Here is an 18,559-nt window from a genome sequence, read left to right as displayed (position 1 = left end):
AAGGCAAAGAAACTGATCATCGGCGCCATGATGCGCAAGCTGGTGCATGTAGCATTCGGCGTGCTCAGGTCGGGAAAAATATTTGATCCGACCTTGCACGCTGCTTGACGGGGATAACAGTATCTACTTGTATGATTACGCCTTGCCCGGCACCACCGCCTGGCGGTAGTTGTCCACCATCTTGTAGCGCTTCGCATACAGGCCGAAGGCCAGCATGGCCACGGCGGCGAAGGCGGCGAAGAAGAACATCTGGAAGGCCGTCACGCTGATGCCGCTTTCGGCGATCTTGCCGATCACGCCTTCGTTCATGACGCTGCGGTTGACGATCAGCACCCACAGGTTGCCCACCGTCGTAGACAGATTCCAGAAGCTCATGATGGCGCCCTTCATCGAGACGGGCGCCTGGCTGTACGCAAACTCCAGTCCCGTCGCCGAGACCAGCACTTCGCCGAACGTCAGCAGCGCGTACGGCAGGATCTGCCACATGATGGAGACGGCGCTGCCGCTGTCGAGGGCCAGCTGCAGCAAGCCGATGACGATCCATGCCAGCGAGGAAAAGCCGATACCGGCCGTCATGCGGCGCAGGGCCGTCGCTTCCCAGCCGAAGCGGTTCAGCATCGGGTACAGCACCAGGTTGTTGAACGGGATCAGGAGCATCACCAGCATCGGGTTCAGCGCCTGCATCTGCGCCGGCAGGAACCAGCTTGGTTTTTCCATGGTGTTCGCTTGCACGATCCACGTCGAGGCCTTCTGGTCGAACAGCGAGAAGAATGGCGTGACGAGGGCGAAGATGACGAGGATGCGCAGCACGGCGCGCACGCCTTCGACGGCTTCGTCAGGGTGGATGCCACGTGCGCGTTCCAGCTGCATGGCCGTGCCGATGCTGCCGAAGGCCAGCAGCAAGACCAGTGCGGTACACGCGGAAATCACGAAGCCCCATTCAGGAATGCTGTAGAACGCATACAGGGCGCCGATCACGCCGACGTAGGCCACGTACAGGCCGGGACGCGAGCCGCCGTCGACACGCGCCAGCAGGGCCGTGCGGGCCACGCGGGTGAACGAATCGGGGTTCGGCGGCGCTGGCGGCACGTGCACGTATTTCTTGGCGCCCATCCAGAAGACGATGGTGGCGGCCAGCATCATCAGGCCGGGGATGCCGAAGGCGATCGAGGGACCGTAGTCGCGCAGGAACATCGGCATCAGCAGCGAGGCGAAGAAGGAGCCGAAGTTGATGATCCAGTAGAACAGGTCGAAGACCAGCTTGGCCTTGTGCTTGTTGGTCTGGTCGAACTGGTCGCCGACAAACGAGGCCACGAGCGGCTTGATGCCGCCGGAACCGAAGGCGATCAGGAACAGGCCGAAATAGAAGCCGTTGACGCTGTTTTCAAACAGGGCCAGGCAGGCATGGCCGGCGCAATACACGAGACTGAGCCAGAAGATGGTGTTGTACTTGCCGAAGAAGCGGTCGGCAAGCCAGCCGCCCAGCAGCGGGAAGAAGTACACGCCGATGACGAAGGTGTGGAACACGTGCTTGGCTTCGCCCGTGCGCTGGTCGATCGGGATCATCAGCAGCAAGGTGCTGATGAGGAATGGCGTCAGGATATTGCGCATGCCGTAAAAGCTGAAGCGTTCGCAGCCTTCGTTGGCGATGATGTACGGTATTTGCCGGGGCATTTTGCCCGTGGCGGTTTGTGTCTCGGCCGATGACATTGGCTCTCCCCAAGTTTTTTTTGTAAGCCGCGATGCTAAGGCCTGCCGCGTTTGCTTGCAACAGAAAAAACGGCCTGTCCGCTATTTCGCAGGGATTTGTAAGGTATTGATTTTCATAAAGACATGACTTTCGACACTTGCACGGGCTGGACGGGGCAGCAACAGTTGCATTTGCAGCATGCCATCCGATGCGGGACAGTCTTCCAGGGTAAAACCGCAGGCCAGGTACAGTGGCAATGCCGCGCCGTTGTCCTGTGCCACGGCCAGGCGCACGCGGGCCAGTTCGGGCACGCCGCAGGCGTGCGCGATGGCCGCCCGCACCAATTGCCGTCCCGCGCCGCAGCCGCGTGCCTGCGGTGTCACGTACACGTTCCACAGGCTGGCCTTGTCATGCACGACGGCAATCGGTTCGCGGCGCAGGCCGGCAATGCCGATCAATTGTTCCTTGTCGAAAGCGCCAAATATTATTTGGTGCGATGTGGCGCGCAAGCGCTCGGCTATCTGTGCCAAGGGCAAGCTGCTTTCCGCCGCATGCGTGGTGCAGAAGGCGGCGGGCAGTTCGGCGATGCCGGCCAGGCGCAGCGCGCGGTAGGCGCTGGCGTCGTCTGGCGTGAGGGGGCGGACAGTGATGGCGGGCATGTGGCCGAGTATCGGGCTTCGATGCCAGAAAGTAAAGCTTGCGCTGCAACGCCAGCGTCCCGCCGCAGGGGACGCCCGCATGGAGCGTTACTGCGGCGCGATGCGCTGCATGGGCGCGTTGTCCTTGCGCCATTGTTCCAGGGTGATCAGGTCGCCGCTGGCGATGTCGTCGACGAGGATGCGCTTGCCGTCGGGCGTGACGACGAAACTTTCCCAGCGGTGCGCCGCATCGGGCGTGCTTTCGAAAAAGCTCAGCTGATAGCAGGCGGCGCCATCGACGAGGCGCGTCTCGGGCGACGTTTCCATTACGGCGCCGTGTGCGCGGCCGCCCGAGGCCTTTTCGATATGCGCCGACCAAGCCTTGATTTCCGGCAAAGCCAGCAAGGCATCGACGGCGCGCGCGTTCTGCTCTTGCGCCGTCGTCTGGCTGCTCGCGGCAGGGGCATGGTCACCATGCGGCGCGGATTGCTGGTGCAGGTAGAAAGCGCCGAGCCCGGCGGCCAGCAAGCCGGCCAGGATGCCGGCGATGATGGTGGTTTTGGAAGAAGAGGCGCGTGGCGGCATGATGGTGGGATGAGAAAGAACGACGATGGCGGCCATGCTAAAGCAAAACGCACAGGCCGGCAATCGCAGGGGGCCGCCAGTCGGCCGTTCACGCTGTCGATGCCGCATCCAGAGTCGGTTGTTCCGTTTGCCTTTCGGTGTTGTTAAAACGATATAGGTCCGTCAAATTTCCAAAATGAATCAATAAATACTTGTGTGAAATTGCTTATGTGCTAACTTTGGTGCAGGAAGCCATGCTGCAGGCTGCCTGTCGCGCTGGCGAGGCACGGAATGTCCGGGTTTGGGCTCAGCGCATCAACGTCCACGGAGAAACGATGAACATGATCAAACGCACGGCGCTGCTCGCCGCGTCATGCTTTCTGGCCGCGTGCGCGAGCACGGGCAAGCAGTTTCCAACGATTCATGAATCGGCGCACACCGCTGCCGGCGCTGTGGAAAAGACCCTGCCTGCCGGTGAGGCGCTTGTCATGCTGCGCCAGCTATCACCGCATGCCGACATGGCCGAAGCCGTTTACCGGCGCGATCTTGCCGTGTCGGAGCGCCAGGAGCGCGCCTGCGATTATGTTACCGCCACGGACGCGCCTGCCTTGCGCAGCGGCTTGCCCGATGGCTGGGTCCGGCTGAATCAGCAACTTGTCAAGCAACTGGGCATGCAGCCGGCGGCGGGACAGGGCGGCCCGCTGCAGCCTTGCCGTGGCGCCAAGGGCTTGCAATATGAGACCTACATCAGGCTGGATGCGGCGGGCCGCCCGCTGGAGGCGGTACTGGCCTTTCGCGGTACGGAAAATACCAGGTATGAGTGGCGCAGCGACTGGATCGCCAACTTCAGCAACGTCGATTTTGGCGTAGGTGCCAATCCCCAGTTCAGCGAGGCCCGGACAGAAGGGGGCCGCCTGATCGAAGCGCTGGTGCGCGTGTTGCCGAAGACGGCGTCCTCGGCTGTCTGCAAGGCAGCCATGGGCCGGGACGAGGGCGTGCAAGCGCCCATCGACCTGGTCGGCCACTCGCTGGGAGGGGGCTTGGCGCAACATCTGGCGTATAGCAGCAAGGCGTGCGATGTGCGCGCGACGGTTGCCTTTGACCCCAGCCCGGCAACCGGCTGGTTCTTCTTGCATTGGCGCAACTACGTGGTGACGAAGGACCCGAATATCTCCCGTGTGTATCTGGATGGCGAGGCGCTGTCGTTTGTGCGCAAGATATCGACCAGATTCAATCACGCGCGCGATTACCGGCGCGACATCCGCATGACTTTTCCCGACGTCGATGTCGGGGCATTCGGGCGGCACAGCATGACGTTGCTGGCTGCCGGCATCAAATATGCCGCGAACGGCCTGCCGCCTGATGATACGGAAAAGCGCATCGATTATGCATCGGCCGTCGTGTATCCGGAAAGCCTGAGCCAGAACTGAGGGCGTGTTCGCGGCAGCGGCGACAAGCGCCAGGCGAAAAAAAAAGCTACCTTCCGTAGAAGATAGCTTTTCGGGGCTGCCGGGCTGGGATAAACAGCTTTTGGTCTGCCCATCCTGGCCCGGCGATGCATCCCTGCGCGCCGTCGCCTGCGCGCGGGGACGCCGGACATTACATCATGCCGTCCATGCCGCCCATGCCGCCCATACCACCCATGCCGCCGCCCATGCCGCCGGCTGCTTTGTCGTCAGCGATTTCGCAGACCATGCAGTCGGTCGTCAGCATCAGCGAAGCGATCGAAGCGGCGTTTTGCAGCGCCGAACGGGTCACTTTGGCTGGGTCCAGAACGCCCATTTCAACCATGTCGCCATACGTGCCGTTGGCAGCGTTGTAGCCGTAGTTGCCCGTGCCAGCCAGTACGGCTGCCACGACGACCGAAGCTTCTTCGCCAGCGTTTTGCACGATCATGCGCAGTGGCTCTTCCATTGCACGCAGGACGATCTTGATACCAGCGTCTTGATCAGGATTGTCGCCCTTGACCGTGATGTTGGCGCGTGCGCGCAGCAGGGCTACGCCGCCGCCTGGCACGATGCCTTCTTCCACGGCAGCGCGGGTAGCGTGCAGTGCATCTTCAACGCGTGCTTTTTTCTCTTTCATTTCGACTTCGGTGGCTGCGCCAACCTTGATCACGGCAACGCCGCCAGCCAGTTTGGCGACGCGCTCTTGCAGTTTTTCACGGTCGTAGTCCGAGGTCGCTTCTTCGATCTGTACACGCACTTGTTTCACGCGTGCTTCGATCGAGGCAGCTTCGCCGGCGCCATCGATGACGATGGTGTTTTCTTTGCCCACTTCGATGCGTTTCGCTTGGCCCAGTTCGGCCAGGGTCACTTTTTCCAGGGTCAGGCCGACTTCTTCAGCGATCACTTGGCCGCCGGTCAGGACAGCGATGTCTTCCAGCATGGCTTTGCGGCGGTCGCCGAAGCCAGGGGCTTTCACTGCGCAGGTTTTCAGGATGCCGCGGATGTTGTTCACAACCAGGGTCGCCAGCGCTTCGCCTTCGATGTCTTCCGCGATGATCAGCAGTGGACGGCCAGCTTTTGCGACTTGTTCCAGTACCGGCAGCAGGTCACGGATGTTCGAGATTTTCTTGTCGCACAGCAGGACGAATGGGCTGTCCAGTACGGCAACTTGTTTCTCTGGGTTGTTGATGAAGTATGGCGACAGGTAGCCGCGGTCGAACTGCATGCCTTCAACGATGTCCAGCTCGTCGTTCAGCGACTTGCCGTCTTCCACGGTGATGACGCCTTCTTTACCGACTTTTTCCATCGCTTCAGCGATACGCTCGCCGATCGAGTAGTCCGAGTTCGCCGAGATCGCGCCAACCTGGGCGATTTCTTTGGTCGTGGTGCAAGGACGGGCGATTTTCGCCAGTTCTTCGACGGTGGCAGCAACTGCCTTGTCGATACCGCGCTTCAGGTCCATCGGGTTCATGCCTGCGGCAACGAACTTCATGCCTTCGCGCACGATGGCTTGTGCCAGCACGGTTGCGGTGGTGGTGCCGTCGCCGGCGTTGTCGCTGGTGCGGGAAGCAACTTCCTTGACCATTTGCGCGCCCATGTTCATGAGCTTGTCTTTGAGTTCAACTTCTTTCGCTACCGACACACCATCCTTGGTGACGGTAGGGGCGCCGAACGAGCGCTCCAGAACGACGTTGCGGCCTTTCGGGCCCAAGGTGACTTTGACTGCGTTGGCGAGGATATTGACGCCTTCGACCATCTTGGCGCGCGCTGCGTCGCCGAATACTACTTCTTTAGCTGCCATGTTCAATTCTCCTGAGTTTCGGGATGTATCTGTCTACAACGTGGAAACAATTACTTGACGACGATCGCCATGATGTCTTCTTCGCGCATGACCAGCAGCTCATCGCCGTCAACTTTGACGGTTTGGCCAGCGTATTTGCCGAACAGGACGCGGTCGCCCACTTTGACATCCAGAGGACGGACTTTGCCGTCGTCGAGAATCTTGCCATTGCCTACGGCAAGGACTTCGCCTTGATCCGGTTTTTCAGCAGCTGCATCAGGAATGATGAGGCCGGACGCAGTTTTGGTTTCCTGGTCGAGGCGTTTGACGATGACGCGATCGTTCAATGGGCGCAGATTCATACAAAACTCCTTAAAGTTCAATGGATAGGTGTTGCTAAATGAATACATGCCTGGCACAGCGCCAGACCTGCTTTCAGTGACCGCCGTTGAAAGCAGCCCGCAACGGTCAAGCAAACCCCATGTCATCGAGTGCGTGCCAGCTAGGCAGTGGTGGCATCGCGGCGTCGCCCGCCGCGTAGCGTTCCCTGCTGTTGCCCGGCAGACACCATCATGTCCTGAGGATTGCTACGAAAGAGTTTGTTAGCACTCTATACTAACGAGTGCTAATTATAGGGACGGTAGGGGGCTTATTCAAGGGCTTATTCTCCAGGAAGATAAGCTTAGACGTTCTGCGCAGCCTGCATTTACGCAGGGTTTGCGCAAACGCAAGCCTCGTTCCCGGGCGTCAGCAACAGGCGCGACTCTAGCATGCCCGTCAGGCGAACGGCGTTCCTGTACGCACAGGAAACACAGTTTTACTATGGACTTTGATAAGATGATTGTAATTGCATATCAATATCGCCATATATCGTCACCTGCACCAGAAAGCACACCATGCCATTGACCACTTCCCGTTCCACCCTGCGCCTGCTGGGCGCCACCCTCATCGGTCTCGCCTGCCTGGGCAATGCCGCCGCGCAAACGCCCACCATCGTCGACGAGATCACCGTGGCCGCCTTGACGCCGCAGGAAAAGGAAAGGCTGCTGAACGACCTGTTCAACGATCTGAACAAGGACGACGATGACCAGGAAGCGCACGTGTGGGACAACGGCGGCGACCGCGGCGTGCTGGTCAAAGTCACGTATAACTTCAGCAACTCGGGCATGACGGAACACAGCCTGAAGGCGCACATCTGCCGCGACCTGAAATTCGTCGTCACGGCCGGTGACAAGTCGCAGGACTTGAGCCGCCGTACCTGTTCGCAGAGCAGCGGCCGCTGGGATGTGCAGGGCAAGGATCCGGCGCCCGTCGTGTATCCGCCTTTCCTGTCCGACGTCACCATCGCCAAGCTGAATGCCAAGGAAAAGCAAGCCCTGTTGACGGCCGCCGTGCGCACCTTGAAAGATGAAGAGGATGGCAAGACGCGCCAGTGGAGCAACAAGGGCCTGGGCAATGCGGTACCGCTGGCGGTGCGCCTGACGCCCTCGGGCACGGACAGCAAACCTGGCAGCTACGGCCGTACTTGCCGCGATTTGACAATGGTGCTTGACGGCAAGGGTGGGCAACAGACGCTGACGCGCCGCTCTTGCGAAAACCGCTATGGCGGACTCGATATCGAACCCGATTACGTCGACGAGTAAAGCGCTGCCATCGCGGCGCTGGCGGATGCGTGCAGATGGCGAAAAGCGCCGGGAAAAGCGTGTATTTCACGGCAACTGACCTGCATTGATGTAAATATGTGTGACAGCGGCGTGATTCGATTGACGCCCATGGAGCGTCCGCCCTATAGTGGCGGGATGATTTCCGAATTCAACGAATTATCCGACAAAATAGGCCTGCTGGCCGAAATGACCCATGCGCTGCGCCGTGAAAACGCGCAACTGCGCAAGGACAATGCCGCGCTGGCCGCCGAGAACGCCCTGTACGTGCAGCGCATGCGCGAGGCGCAGGAGCGGGTCGAAGCGTTGCTGGAAAAAATTCCCGAACTGGTGCAAGCCGGCCTGGAGCAAGCCGCTTCGGAAGCGGGCGCCTATATTGCCGAGAACGAGAAGGAAGCGTGATGCCGCGTGTCGATGTCAATATCATGGGCCAGTCCTACAGCATGGTGTGCCGCGACGGCGAAGAGCGCGCGCTGCGCGAAGCGGCGATCTATCTCGATAGCAAAATGAAAGCCATCCGCGACGCGGGCAAGGTCAAGGGCAACGACCGCATCGCCGTACTGGCCGCCCTGGGCGTGGCCGCGGAATTCCTCTCCGTGAAGTCGCCGCAAGGTCCGCTGTCGGAATTGACGATCCTGGAAGTGAAGCAGAAAATCTCGGCCATGCACACGGTATTGGATAGCGCTTTGACGCCCCAGGAAAACCTTTTTTAAGCGTGCACGCGACGATTTGTCTTTGCGATGCGCGATCAAAGGAGTAAACTTGGGTCTACCCTGCGGTGTTCGCGATTGCCATATATTCCTTGAACCATTTATGCGCATCGGTTGCGAATTTTGTTTGATGGGAGTGAGCGTCGCTCGTTCGACGAACCCGAAATTGAACTAACGTGACCACCTTGAACCGTTTGGTTCGGGATGCCGGCATAGCGGCACAGGCGGGGCCCAATTCGCAGTAACTTGGTAGTACAACTGAAAACGGTTGCAGCATTGATGCGCAACCGTTTTTTTACGCCTGTCGCTTTGATACGGAGTCTGCATGAAACAATACTGGCTGATGAAATCCGAACCCGATGAAGTGAGCATCGACGACCTGATGGCCGCGCCCAAGCACACCATGCCGTGGTTCGGCGTGCGCAACTACCAGGCGCGCAACTTCATGCGCGATGGCATGCAGCCGGGCGATGGCGTGCTGTTCTATCACTCGAGCTGCCCGCAGCCGGGCGTGGCCGGCGTGGCCGAAGTGGCCAGCGGCGCGTATCCCGATCACAGCCAGTTTGAAGAGGGCGGCAAATATTTCGATGCCAAGGCCACGCCGGAGCAGCCGCGCTGGATCAGCGTCGACGTGCGCGGCGTAAAGAAGACGGCGCTGCTGCCCCTGTCCGAGATGCGCCAGATGCCGGAACTGGAAGACATGCTGCTGCTTAAGAAAGGCAGCCGGCTGTCGATCACGCCCGTGACGCCGGCGCAATGGAAAGTGATTACCAATAAGCTGAAAGGCTAGGCTTCGACCCGGTTGCGGCCATTCTGCTTGGCCCGGTACAGGGCCTGGTCGGCGGCGGCCAGCAATTGTTCCGGCGTCTGTCCTGCGTCGCTCAAGGCCAGGCCGATGCTGGCCGTTACCAGGCCGCCGCGCGACGGCGCGTGGACGATGGCGGCCGCGGCGATCGCTTCCTGCATCTTGTGCGCCACGGCCAGCGCGCCGTCGCCATCGGTGGCGGGCAGGATGGCGGCAAACTCCTCGCCGCCGAAGCGGGCCGCCAGGTCGCTGGCGCGCGGCAGCGCCGAGTGCAGGGCGGCCGCGATCCGCACCAGGCAGGCGTCGCCATACGGGTGGCCGAAGGTATCGTTGAGGCTTTTGAAGAAATCGATATCGATGATCAACAGGGCCAGCCCTTGATGGTTGCGCGCGGTGCGCTGCCACTCCAGCTGTAATGTCTGGTCGAAGCAGCGCCGGTTGGCGATGCCCGTCAAGCCATCCGTCAGCGACAGCTTTTCCAACTTGTCATGCGCGGCGCGCAAGGCCAGTTCGCTTTGCATGTAGCGGCTTTGCAAAGTGGCCGAGCGCAGCGCGTGGACCAGCAGCGCGAGGAACAGCGACGCCGCCGCCAGGTAGAAATGCGCGCGCATGACGGCAAAGCCCAGGCCCAGCAAGGCGGCCGTAAAGAAGATGGGACTGAAATTGTCGATCAGCAGGGTCAGCTTTTGCGGGGCTTGCTGCGCCTGCGTACTTTCGGCTGCGGACTGCGCCGCCGTGACGCGCGTGGCCAGCAACACCAGCAGCAGGAATGGCAGGCTCGGCAGCACTTCGCTCCATGCTTGCGTCACGCCATGCAGGGTCAGATAGTTATATGTGGCCGCGCAGCCCGCATAGCACCATAAAAACACCGTCAGGAACAGGTAAAAGCGGCCTTGCCCGCCATCGCGGCGGTGCGCCAGCAGGCGCAGCGAAGCGCAACAGGCCAGGACCAGGTTTTCCACGTTGTAGGTCAGCACCAGCAGGCTGGCGGGAATCGGCGCGATCGAGCGCTGGTCGAATGGCGACACGGAAAAGATGACCGTATAAGCCAGGTAGGCCGCCAGCAGCACCTGCACGGCATCGAGCCATTGCAGGGTGCGCGAGGGATGGTTGTGCGTTACGGACGAGATGGCCAGCAGCAGGGGCGCGCCATACATGAAATAGGCGAAATCGGAAAAATACGTGGCGTCGGAGGCCACTTGTCCGCTCAGATCCTGCCAGGCCGACAATATCATGCCCGTGCTCCAAAACAGCATGGCCACGGCGAACAGGGCCCAGCCTGTCCTGGCGGCGCCTGCCGCGCTGACGTAGGCGCAGCGGCAACAGGCGGCCAGCGCCAGCAGGGGCGAGACAATACTGAATGCATAGCTGACGTACGGGGCGCGCGTGCCTGCCCAGGCCATCAAGGCCAGCTGGGCCAACATATAGCAGGTGGCCAGCGCAATCGAGCATGTCAGCTTTCGCCCTGCAGGCGGCATGGCAAGGCACTCCCCGGTGGCGTCGTGGCGTGCCGCCGGTATGGCGGCACGTGAAAACGATGATACCGAGATGTCAACGGCAAGTCTATTCCACGAGGAAATTTAATTGCGTTGAGGGAAATGTTGCGGAAGGAGATGGTGGCGCGCCTGCCTGGCGCGCCACAGGGGGAGCAGTGGTTTTTTACGTGTTTGCCGGACGCGCCTTAGTGGGAGGGGTGCCCATTGCCTGGCTTTTATACGCCCACACCAGCAGGGCGATGGCACCGACGATCATCGGCAGGGACAGCATCTGGCCCGACGTGATCGGCACGCCCAGCCACACGACTTCCCAGTCCGGCGTGCGGAAGTATTCGGTGAAGAAGCGCGCGCAGCCGTACAGCAGGGTAAACATGGCGCCCACGGCCATGCGCGGACGCTGCTTGCGCGCAAACAGCCACAGGATGATGAAGACCAGGATGCCGTCGACCAGCATCTGGTAGAGCGGCGACGGGTGCACGGGATACGGAATGCCTGGCCACTGCATGGCCCACGGCAGGGTTTCCGGCGCGATGCGGCCCGGCAGTTCGGCATTGATGAAGTTACCCAGACGGCCGGCCGCATAGCCGAGTGGCACCAGCGGGGCGATGAAGTCGAGCACGTCGAACAGGTTGCGGCCCGCCTTGCGGCCCCACAGATACATGGCCAGGATGACGCCGAGGAAGCCGCCATGGAAGGACATGCCGCCATGCCAGACCATGAAGATCTCAAGCGGGTTGTGCATGAAATATTCGGGACGGTAGAACAGCACTTCGCCCAGGCGCCCGCCGATCACCACGCCCAGCATGCCGTAGAACAGCATGTCATCGAGGTCTTCCTTCTTCCAGCCCAGTACGGCAATGTGCGGCTGCTTGATGCGCACTCTGCCCAGGATAATGAACAGGGCAAAGGCCAGCACATACATCAGGCCGTACCAGTGCACGGCGAGCGGGCCGATCTGGATGGCTATCGGGTCGGGCATCGGGTGTATCAGCATGGGGTTTCTTTCTTTGTTTAAAGCCAAGGTTGCGTAGTATGGGGGCGCTGGCCGTTTTTTGTCTTAGCGGCCACTTAATTTTAATCGGCGGCCGCGCCGATCTGCTTGCGCAGCAGCGCCAAAAAACCTTGCAGCACGGCGGACGGATTGTCGCGGCGCCAGGCCAGGCCCGTTTCCACCAGCGGCGTGGCGTCCTGCAGCGGCCTGTATTCTACGCCCGGGCGCATCAGATTCGATACCGATTGTGGCACAAGCGCGATGCCCATGCCAGCCGAGACGAGGCTGACGATGGTTTGCATCTGGATCGCTTCCTGGCCGATCTGCGGCGTGATGCCGGCCGCGCGGAAGACGCCAAGAATGGCGTCGTGCAGGGCGGGAGAAATGGCGCGCGGGAAAACGATCAAGGGCAGGGGCGGCACGTCGCACAGGCGCACGGGGCCCGGCGTATTCAATATGCCGAGGCCGGACGGCGCGGCCAGTACCAGCCCTTCGGCCAGCACGGGCAGGTAATCGAGTTCCCCTTTTGCCTTCTCGGGTAGCGGGGGGATCAACAGGCCCGCATCCGTGCGCCCGGCCAGCAGTTCGTCGAGCTGCAGGTCCGAGGTGGCTTCCTGTAGCTGGATGTGCACTTGCGGATAGGCCGCCTGGTACGCGCGCAGCAATGGCGGCAGCACGCTGTAGTCGGCCGACGAGACGAAGGCCAGGCTCAGCCGTCCCGCCTCGCCCTGTGCGGCCCGCCGTACCAGCGCGGGCAAATCCTGCGCCTGCGCCAGCAGCCGGCGCGCTTCGGGCAGCAGGGCTGTGCCGGCCGGCGTCAGCTGCACCTCGCGCCGCGTGCGCACGAACAGCGGCGCGCCCAGCAATTCTTCCAGCGCCATGATGGTTTGCGACAGGGGCGGTTGCGTCATGTGCAGGCGCGCGGCGGCGCGGCCGAAGTGCAATTCTTCGGCGACGGTGACAAAGTAGCGCAGCTGGCGCAGTTCCAGGTTCATATGTGTTTCCATGCGGATTGATTGCTGTGATATGTAAAACGACTCACAGACGCGTGCATCATATATTTGACAGTGGGGCGCGCGCAAGGCAATCTGGCGTACCCCCACTGCATGCAGGGTTTTACTGCAGATCCGCACAGTCAGGCACCAACACTTTTGGAAGGTCCATCATGCCGCAATACCGCTCCCGCACCACCACCCACGGCCGCAACATGGCTGGCGCCCGCGCCCTGTGGCGCGCCACCGGCATGAAGGACGGCGACTTCGACAAGCCGATCATCGCCGTCGTCAACTCGTTCACCCAGTTCGTGCCCGGTCACGTGCATTTGAAAGACCTGGGACAGATGGTGGCGCGCGAAATCGAAGCGGCCGGCGGCGTGGCCAAGGAATTCAATACCATCGCCGTCGATGACGGCATCGCCATGGGCCATGGCGGCATGCTGTATTCGCTGCCCTCGCGCGACCTGATCGCCGACTCCGTCGAATACATGGTCAATGCCCACTGCGCCGACGCCATGGTCTGCATCTCGAACTGCGACAAGATCACGCCGGGCATGCTGATGGCCGCCATGCGCATCAATATCCCCGTCGTCTTCATCTCGGGCGGGCCGATGGAAGCGGGCAAGGTCGTCAAGGTCGTCAACGGCAGCCAGAAGATCATCAAGCTGGACCTGGTCGACGCCATGATCAAGGCGGGCGACAGCACCGTGTCCGACGCCGACGTGGCGGAAATCGAACGCTCGGCCTGTCCGACCTGCGGTTCCTGCTCCGGCATGTTTACGGCCAACTCGATGAACTGTTTGACCGAGGCGCTGGGCCTGGCCCTGCCCGGCAACGGCACGATTCTGGCCACGCACTCGGACCGCCAGCAGCTGTTCCTGCGCGCGGGCCGCCTGATCGTCGAACTGGCCAAGCGCCACTACGAGCAGGACGATTATTCGGTGCTGCCACGCTCGATCGCCACCAAGGCCGCGTTTGAAAACGCCATGGCGCTCGACGTCTCCATGGGCGGCTCGACCAACACCGTGCTGCACTTGCTGGCCGCCGCGCACGAGGCGGAAGTGGAATTCACGATGGCCGACATCGACCGCATCTCGCGCAAGGTGCCGTGCCTGTGCAAGGTCGCACCGATGACGGACAAATACCATATCGAAGACGTGCACCGCGCGGGCGGCATCGTGGGCATCCTGGGCGAACTGGCGCGCGCCGGCCTGCTCAACACGACTCTGCCGACGATCCACGCGCCGACCCTCGCCGACGCCATCGCGCAAAACGACATCAAGTGCACGGACGATCCGGCCGTGCATGAACTGTTCCGCGCCGCCCCGGGCGGCGTGCCAACGCAGACGGCGTTCTCGCAGTCGGAGCGTTTTGCCGCCGTCGACACGGACCGCAGCACGGGCTGCATCCGCGACAAGGCCCACGCGTATTCGCAGGATGGCGGCCTGGCCGTCTTGTACGGCAACCTGGCTGAAAAGGGCTGCATCGTCAAGACGGCAGGCGTCGATGAAAGCATCTTGAAATTCTCGGGCAAGGCGCGCGTGTTCGAAAGCCAGGACGCGGCCGTCGCTGCCATCCTGGAAGACACCGTGCATGAAGGCGACGTCGTGATCATCCGCTACGAAGGCCCGAAAGGCGGTCCCGGCATGCAGGAAATGCTGTACCCGACCTCGTACATCAAGTCGAAGGGCCTGGGCAAGGCGTGCGCGCTGTTCACGGACGGGCGCTTCTCGGGCGGTTCCTCGGGCCTGGTGATCGGCCACGCTTCGCCGGAAGCGGCCGAAGGCGGCGCCATCGGTCTGGTGGAAGAGGGCGACTTCATCGATATCGACATCCCCGAGCGCACCATCAACCTGCGCGTGACGGATGCCGAACTGGCCGCGCGCCGCGCCGCCATGGAAGCGAAGGGCGACGCGGCCTGGCTGCCCGTCAACCGCGACCGCTATGTGTCGCAGGCGCTGCAGGCGTATGCGGCGCTGACGACGTCGGCTGACCGTGGCGCCGTGCGCGATCTGTCGCAGTTGAAGAAGCGCTGATCTGTTGCGCAGGTAAGACAAGCGGCCCCGATCCACTGCGCGGGGCCGCTTGTCGTTACATCGCCTTACAAACAACATGGTCATGGACGCGCAGATGGGGCAGAATATGAATGCCTAATCGCTACTACACTGCGTTACTACATTGAAACGCTTGATCTGGGCTCGTGGTGCATCTGCGGAAACACAGTAAAATGCCGCAGGAAGTAACTTTGGAGAAAAGACAATGAAACGTTTTATGTTGGTGAGTGTATTGACCGTATCGGCTCTGGCATCGCAAGCAGCGTTGGCCAATCCGGACCTGGCGAAAGCAAAAAACTGCATGGCTTGCCATGCGGTGAGCACGAAACTGGTGGGTCCTGCGTTCAAGGACGTGGCTGCCAAGTACGCTGGCCAGAAAGACGCTGAAAACAAGCTCGTGGCGAAAGTCATGAAGGGCGGTTCCGGCACCTGGGGCGCTATCCCGATGCCAGCGAACCCGCAAGTGAGCGATGCTGAAGCCCACACCCTGGTCAAATGGGTACTGGCACAGAAATAATCTGTGCCGCAGTACCTGCAATTAGCGCGCCGGCAATCCCGGCGCGTTTTTTTTGCCCGCCACCTTTTGCAGATTGCCCATGTCTTCCAGTGTCGCCCGCACCGCCTCGTCGAGCGGCGTATGCGGCTCCCGGCCCAGCACGGCCAGCAGCCGCGCATTCTCCATGCACAAAGGAGTTTGCCACAGATAGCGCATCTCGCGCATTTCACGCAAGGTCGCCACGAACGGCGACGCCAGCGCCACCAGCCACCACGGGAAACGCCGGATGGCGGGTGCAGCTCCCGTCGCTTGTTCCACCACGCGCGCAATCGCCCCCGTCATTTGCCGGCCGTCGTGGTCCCAGTGGCCGGCCATGTGAAAGCGGGAGAATGCGGGCAAGGTGGCGCGCATGGCCAGCAATTGCAGCATCGTGCGCGCCACGTCGGGCAGGTAGGACCACTGGTGGCCGATGCCGGGCAGGCCCGGATACAGCACGCTGCGCACCCTCTGGCCCGGTTTCACCAGACCCTGCGAAAACCAGTTATTGCCGGCGCGGGGGCCGAAGAAGTCGCCCGCGCGCACGATGATGACCCTGGCGCCCTGCGTGCTGGCCCGTTCCAGCCGTGCTTCCAGTTCCACGCGGATGGCGCCCTTGCGCGTCTGCGGACGTTGCGGCGCGTCTTCTGTCAGCACGGGAAAGGCGTCGGGGCCGAAGTTGTACACGGTGCCCGGCAGCACGATGGTGGCGTTTTCGGCAATCGCCGCAGCAATCGTGTTGTCGAGCATGGGCAGCACGAGCTGGCCCCAGTTCCGGTAACCGGGCGGGTTGACGGCGTGCACGATGACGGCGCAGCCTTTGGCGGCCGCCAGCACGTCCGCGCGCGATAGCGCGTCGCCGCGCAGCCATTCAATGCCGTCGCCGCGTGGCGATGGCAGCTCTCCCCGCGTCAAGGCACGCACCTGCCAGCCCGCCGCCACGAGCTGGCGCACCATCTCGCCGCCGATGCCGCCTGTGGCGCCCAGTACCAATGCTGTTTTGTCCATATTGTCCTCCGTGTGGTTGATGAGGCCAGTATCTGCCGCGCAGGACTAATTGGGAATTGACGAGCATCGACCACAGGCTATACATTTATGTATGACTACCTCGATTGCCTGGGAATACTACCGTTCGCTGCTGGCCGTGCTCAAGCACGGTTCCCTGTCCGGCGCGGCCCGCGCGCTGGCCATCACGCAACCGACCGTCGGCCGGCATATCGCCGCGCTCGAGCAGGCGCTGGGCGCGACCCTGTTTACACGCTCCCAGCTGGGTTTGCTCCCCACGGAAGTGGCGCTGGCGCTGCGGCCCCATGCGGAAACCATGGAACATACTGCGGCCCTGATGGAGCGCGCCGCCAGCAGCCAGGGGCAGGGCGTGGCCGGTGTCGTGCGCGTCGCGGCCAGCGAAGTGGTGGGCGTGGAGGTGCTGCCGCCCATCCTGGCCAGCTTGCGCGAACGCCATCCGGACCTGGTCATTGAATTGGTATTGAGCAACAAGGTGCAGGATTTGCTGCGCCGCGAGGCGGACATCGCCGTGCGCATGCTGCGTCCGCGCCAGGAGCAGCTGGTGGCGCGCAAGGTGGGCGATATCGAACTGGGCCTGCATGCGCACGTGGACTACCTGGCGCGGCAGGGCACGCCGCTGGCACTGGCCGATCTGGCGCAGCATGCCGTCATCGGCTACGACGAGGCGAGCCCCTTCGTGCGCAACTCGGGTGCAGCCTTCCAGGGATTTACGCGGGAAAATTTTGCCTGGCGCTGCGACAGCGACCTGGCGCAGCTGGCCCTGATACGGGCAGGTGCCGGCATCGGCGTGTGCCAGGCGGGGCTGGCGGCGCGCGATCCGGCCCTGCGGCGCGTGTTGCCGCAGGCGTTTGCGCTACCGATGGAAACGTGGATCACCATGCATGCAGACTTGCGCGGCAGCCTGCGCTGCCGCGCCACCTTCGACGCGCTGGCCGAAGGCTTGCAGGCTTACGTGGCGACGCAGCCGCTTACTTGACCACTTCCATTTTTGTCTTCTTGCCGTCACGATACGTGAACAAGGTCAGCGCGCCATCCTTGATGTCGCCGTTGGCATCGAACGAGATGGGGCCCGTCACGCCCTGGTACTGCACCTTGGCCAGGAACGGCAGGTAGACGGACGGTTTCGACGATTTGGCGTCGGCCATGGCGGTGGCCATGGTCATCACGGCATCGTAGACGTATGGCGCGTACAGCTGCACTTCCATGTTGTACTTTTGCTTGTAGCGGGCGCGGAAATCATCCATGCCTTTTTGCTGCGCACCCGTCACGCCGCCCGCTTCCGCGCAGGTGACCATGTCTTCGCCCACGGCGTCGCCGGCCAGCTTGCCCAGCGGTTCCGTGCACAGGCCGTCGCCACCCATGAACTTGGCCTTGATGCCCAGCGCCTTCATCTGGCGCAGCATGGGGCCGCCCACGGAATCCATGCCGCCAAAGAAGACCAGGTCGGGATTTTTCGACTTGATGCTCGTCAGGATGGCATTGAAGTCGGTCGCGTTGGCATTCGTAAATTCCTTGCCGACGATTTGCACGCCAGGTGCCGCCTTCTTGGCGCCTTTGACGAACTGTTCCGCCACGCCCTGGCCGTAGGCCGTGCGGTCATCGATGACGGCGATTTTCTTCGCTTGCAGCTTGCCCACGGCATACGCGCCCAAGGTGCCGCCCAGTTTGTTGTCATTGGCGACGACGCGGAAGGCCGTGTTGAATTTTTGCTGGGTGTACGTCGGGTTGGTGGCGGCCGGTGAAATCTGCGGAATGCCGGCATTGAAGTAAATGCGCGAGGCGGGAATCGTCGTGCCCGAGTTCAGGTGGCCGACGACGCCGTTGACCTTGGCGTCGACCAGCTTTTGCGCCACGGCCGTGCCCTGCTTGGGATCGGCTGCGTCATCTTCGGGGACCAGCACGAATTTCACAGCTTTGCCGTCGATCTTGAAGCCTTTGGCGTTCAAGTCCTCGATGGCCATCTTGGCCGCGTTCTCGTTATCCTTGCCCAGGTGGGAGCTGGCGCCAGAGACCGGGGCAACGTGGCCTATCTTGATGATTTCCTGCGCGCCCGCATGGCCGGCAAAAGCGAGGGCGAGGGCGAGCGGAAGGACTTTGGTCTTGAGCAGCATAAACATTCTCCAGTGGATAAAGATACGGCGGCGTCTCGTGAAAACCGCTTCGACAGGC

18 protein-coding genes, 1 other RNA gene and 1 pseudogene are annotated in these 18,559 nt (G+C 62.0%); 10 read left to right on the top strand and 10 right to left on the bottom strand.

Annotated elements, in window-relative coordinates; all coding sequences use genetic code 11:
• Nucleotides 1-108, top strand: a pseudogene (locus MRBLMS1_RS08875) (IS110 family transposase); the annotation flags it as partial.
• 27 nt (nt 109-135) lie between these two features.
• Here MRBLMS1_RS08875 and MRBLMS1_RS08870 read toward each other — a convergent pair.
• The 3 genes from MRBLMS1_RS08870 to MRBLMS1_RS08860 all read right to left on the bottom strand — a co-directional run bounded on the left by MRBLMS1_RS08870 (nt 136) and on the right by MRBLMS1_RS08860 (nt 2,949).
• Nucleotides 136-1,710 carry a POT-type proton-dependent oligopeptide transporter gene (locus MRBLMS1_RS08870; protein WP_128142106.1) on the bottom strand — a complete coding sequence of 525 codons (1,575 nt, stop codon included), beginning with the start codon at nt 1,708-1,710 and terminating at the stop codon, nt 136-138.
• An 81-nt stretch (nt 1,711-1,791) separates the two neighbouring features.
• Nucleotides 1,792-2,349, bottom strand: coding sequence for a GNAT family N-acetyltransferase (locus MRBLMS1_RS08865; protein WP_485878927.1), 558 nt, complete (start codon nt 2,347-2,349; stop codon nt 1,792-1,794).
• Between the two features lie 87 nt (nt 2,350-2,436).
• A complete protein-coding gene (locus MRBLMS1_RS08860; RefSeq protein ID WP_485878925.1) occupies nt 2,437-2,949 on the bottom strand; it encodes a hypothetical protein in 513 nt (170 codons plus the stop codon).
• Between the two features lie 197 nt (nt 2,950-3,146).
• Here MRBLMS1_RS08860 and MRBLMS1_RS08855 point away from each other — a divergent pair, with 197 nt between their 5' ends.
• Nucleotides 3,147-4,322, top strand: a complete 1,176-nt coding sequence (locus MRBLMS1_RS08855) for a hypothetical protein (RefSeq protein ID WP_485878923.1) — start codon at nt 3,147-3,149, stop codon at nt 4,320-4,322.
• Between the two features lie 169 nt (nt 4,323-4,491).
• On the opposite strand, the gene groL is transcribed toward MRBLMS1_RS08855, so the two are convergent.
• The gene (gene groL, locus MRBLMS1_RS08850) at nt 4,492-6,141 is read right to left on the bottom strand and encodes a chaperonin GroEL (RefSeq protein ID WP_128142111.1); all 1,650 of its coding nucleotides are present in this window, start codon (nt 6,139-6,141) and stop codon (nt 4,492-4,494) included.
• A 50-nt stretch (nt 6,142-6,191) separates the two neighbouring features.
• Nucleotides 6,192-6,482 (bottom strand): co-chaperone GroES, encoded by a 291-nt coding sequence (groES, locus tag MRBLMS1_RS08845; RefSeq protein ID WP_010400979.1) that lies wholly within the window; start codon nt 6,480-6,482, stop codon nt 6,192-6,194.
• 534 nt (nt 6,483-7,016) lie between these two features.
• Between groES and MRBLMS1_RS08840 the strand changes: the two genes are divergently transcribed.
• From MRBLMS1_RS08840 to MRBLMS1_RS08820, 5 genes are all read left to right on the top strand, one after another.
• Complete coding sequence (locus tag MRBLMS1_RS08840) at nt 7,017-7,763, top strand: hypothetical protein (RefSeq protein WP_485878920.1); 747 nt, start codon at nt 7,017-7,019, stop codon at nt 7,761-7,763.
• 156 nt (nt 7,764-7,919) lie between these two features.
• A complete protein-coding gene (locus MRBLMS1_RS08835; RefSeq protein ID WP_034747342.1) occupies nt 7,920-8,183 on the top strand; it encodes a hypothetical protein in 264 nt (87 codons plus the stop codon).
• Nucleotides 8,183-8,494 (top strand): cell division protein ZapA, encoded by a 312-nt coding sequence (locus MRBLMS1_RS08830; RefSeq protein WP_034747344.1) that lies wholly within the window; start codon nt 8,183-8,185, stop codon nt 8,492-8,494. Before MRBLMS1_RS08835 ends, MRBLMS1_RS08830 begins: the two co-directional genes overlap by 1 nt.
• 54 nt (nt 8,495-8,548) lie before the next feature.
• Nucleotides 8,549-8,726, top strand: a non-coding RNA gene (gene ssrS / locus MRBLMS1_RS08825) — 6S RNA.
• Nucleotides 8,727-8,816: 90 nt separating this feature from the next.
• Complete coding sequence (locus MRBLMS1_RS08820; protein WP_128142113.1) at nt 8,817-9,281, top strand: EVE domain-containing protein; 465 nt, start codon at nt 8,817-8,819, stop codon at nt 9,279-9,281.
• Here MRBLMS1_RS08820 and MRBLMS1_RS08815 read toward each other — a convergent pair.
• From MRBLMS1_RS08815 to MRBLMS1_RS08805, 3 genes are all read right to left on the bottom strand, one after another.
• Nucleotides 9,278-10,774: a GGDEF domain-containing protein gene (locus MRBLMS1_RS08815; protein ID WP_485878918.1), complete on the bottom strand. Its 1,497-nt coding sequence runs from the start codon at nt 10,772-10,774 to the stop codon at nt 9,278-9,280. The two genes, MRBLMS1_RS08820 and MRBLMS1_RS08815, sit on opposite strands and share 4 nt — an antisense overlap.
• A gap of 181 nt (nt 10,775-10,955) precedes the next feature.
• Nucleotides 10,956-11,786 (bottom strand): prolipoprotein diacylglyceryl transferase, encoded by an 831-nt coding sequence (gene lgt, locus MRBLMS1_RS08810; protein WP_485878916.1) that lies wholly within the window; start codon nt 11,784-11,786, stop codon nt 10,956-10,958.
• Nucleotides 11,787-11,866: 80 nt separating this feature from the next.
• Complete coding sequence (locus MRBLMS1_RS08805) at nt 11,867-12,778, bottom strand: LysR substrate-binding domain-containing protein (protein WP_485879009.1); 912 nt, start codon at nt 12,776-12,778, stop codon at nt 11,867-11,869.
• Between the two features lie 170 nt (nt 12,779-12,948).
• On the opposite strand from MRBLMS1_RS08805, the gene ilvD reads away from it, so the two are divergent.
• Nucleotides 12,949-14,814, top strand: coding sequence for a dihydroxy-acid dehydratase (gene ilvD, locus MRBLMS1_RS08800; RefSeq protein ID WP_331776913.1), 1,866 nt, complete (start codon nt 12,949-12,951; stop codon nt 14,812-14,814).
• Between the two features lie 223 nt (nt 14,815-15,037).
• The gene (locus MRBLMS1_RS08795) at nt 15,038-15,349 is read left to right on the top strand and encodes a c-type cytochrome (protein WP_034747381.1); all 312 of its coding nucleotides are present in this window, start codon (nt 15,038-15,040) and stop codon (nt 15,347-15,349) included.
• A 21-nt stretch (nt 15,350-15,370) separates the two neighbouring features.
• On the opposite strand, the gene MRBLMS1_RS08790 is transcribed toward MRBLMS1_RS08795, so the two are convergent.
• A complete protein-coding gene (locus MRBLMS1_RS08790) occupies nt 15,371-16,372 on the bottom strand; it encodes an NAD(P)H-binding protein (RefSeq protein WP_485878913.1) in 1,002 nt (333 codons plus the stop codon).
• A 91-nt stretch (nt 16,373-16,463) separates the two neighbouring features.
• Here MRBLMS1_RS08790 and MRBLMS1_RS08785 point away from each other — a divergent pair, with 91 nt between their 5' ends.
• On the top strand, nt 16,464-17,366 hold the full coding sequence (locus MRBLMS1_RS08785; RefSeq protein ID WP_485878911.1) for a LysR family transcriptional regulator: 903 nt from the start codon (nt 16,464-16,466) through the stop codon (nt 17,364-17,366).
• On the opposite strand, the gene MRBLMS1_RS08780 is transcribed toward MRBLMS1_RS08785, so the two are convergent.
• Nucleotides 17,359-18,501 (bottom strand): branched-chain amino acid ABC transporter substrate-binding protein, encoded by a 1,143-nt coding sequence (locus MRBLMS1_RS08780; RefSeq protein ID WP_139091054.1) that lies wholly within the window; start codon nt 18,499-18,501, stop codon nt 17,359-17,361. The two genes, MRBLMS1_RS08785 and MRBLMS1_RS08780, sit on opposite strands and share 8 nt — an antisense overlap.
• Nucleotides 18,502-18,559 lie beyond the last annotated feature (58 nt).

This window comes from Massilia sp. LMS1-1-1.1 (assembly GCF_040815535.1).
In the GTDB taxonomy this organism is placed as follows: Bacteria; Pseudomonadota; Gammaproteobacteria; order Burkholderiales; family Burkholderiaceae_D; genus Janthinobacterium; species Janthinobacterium aestuarii.
Note: the sequence above shows the minus strand (reverse complement) of the source record. Positions and strands in the feature narration are given on the sequence as shown.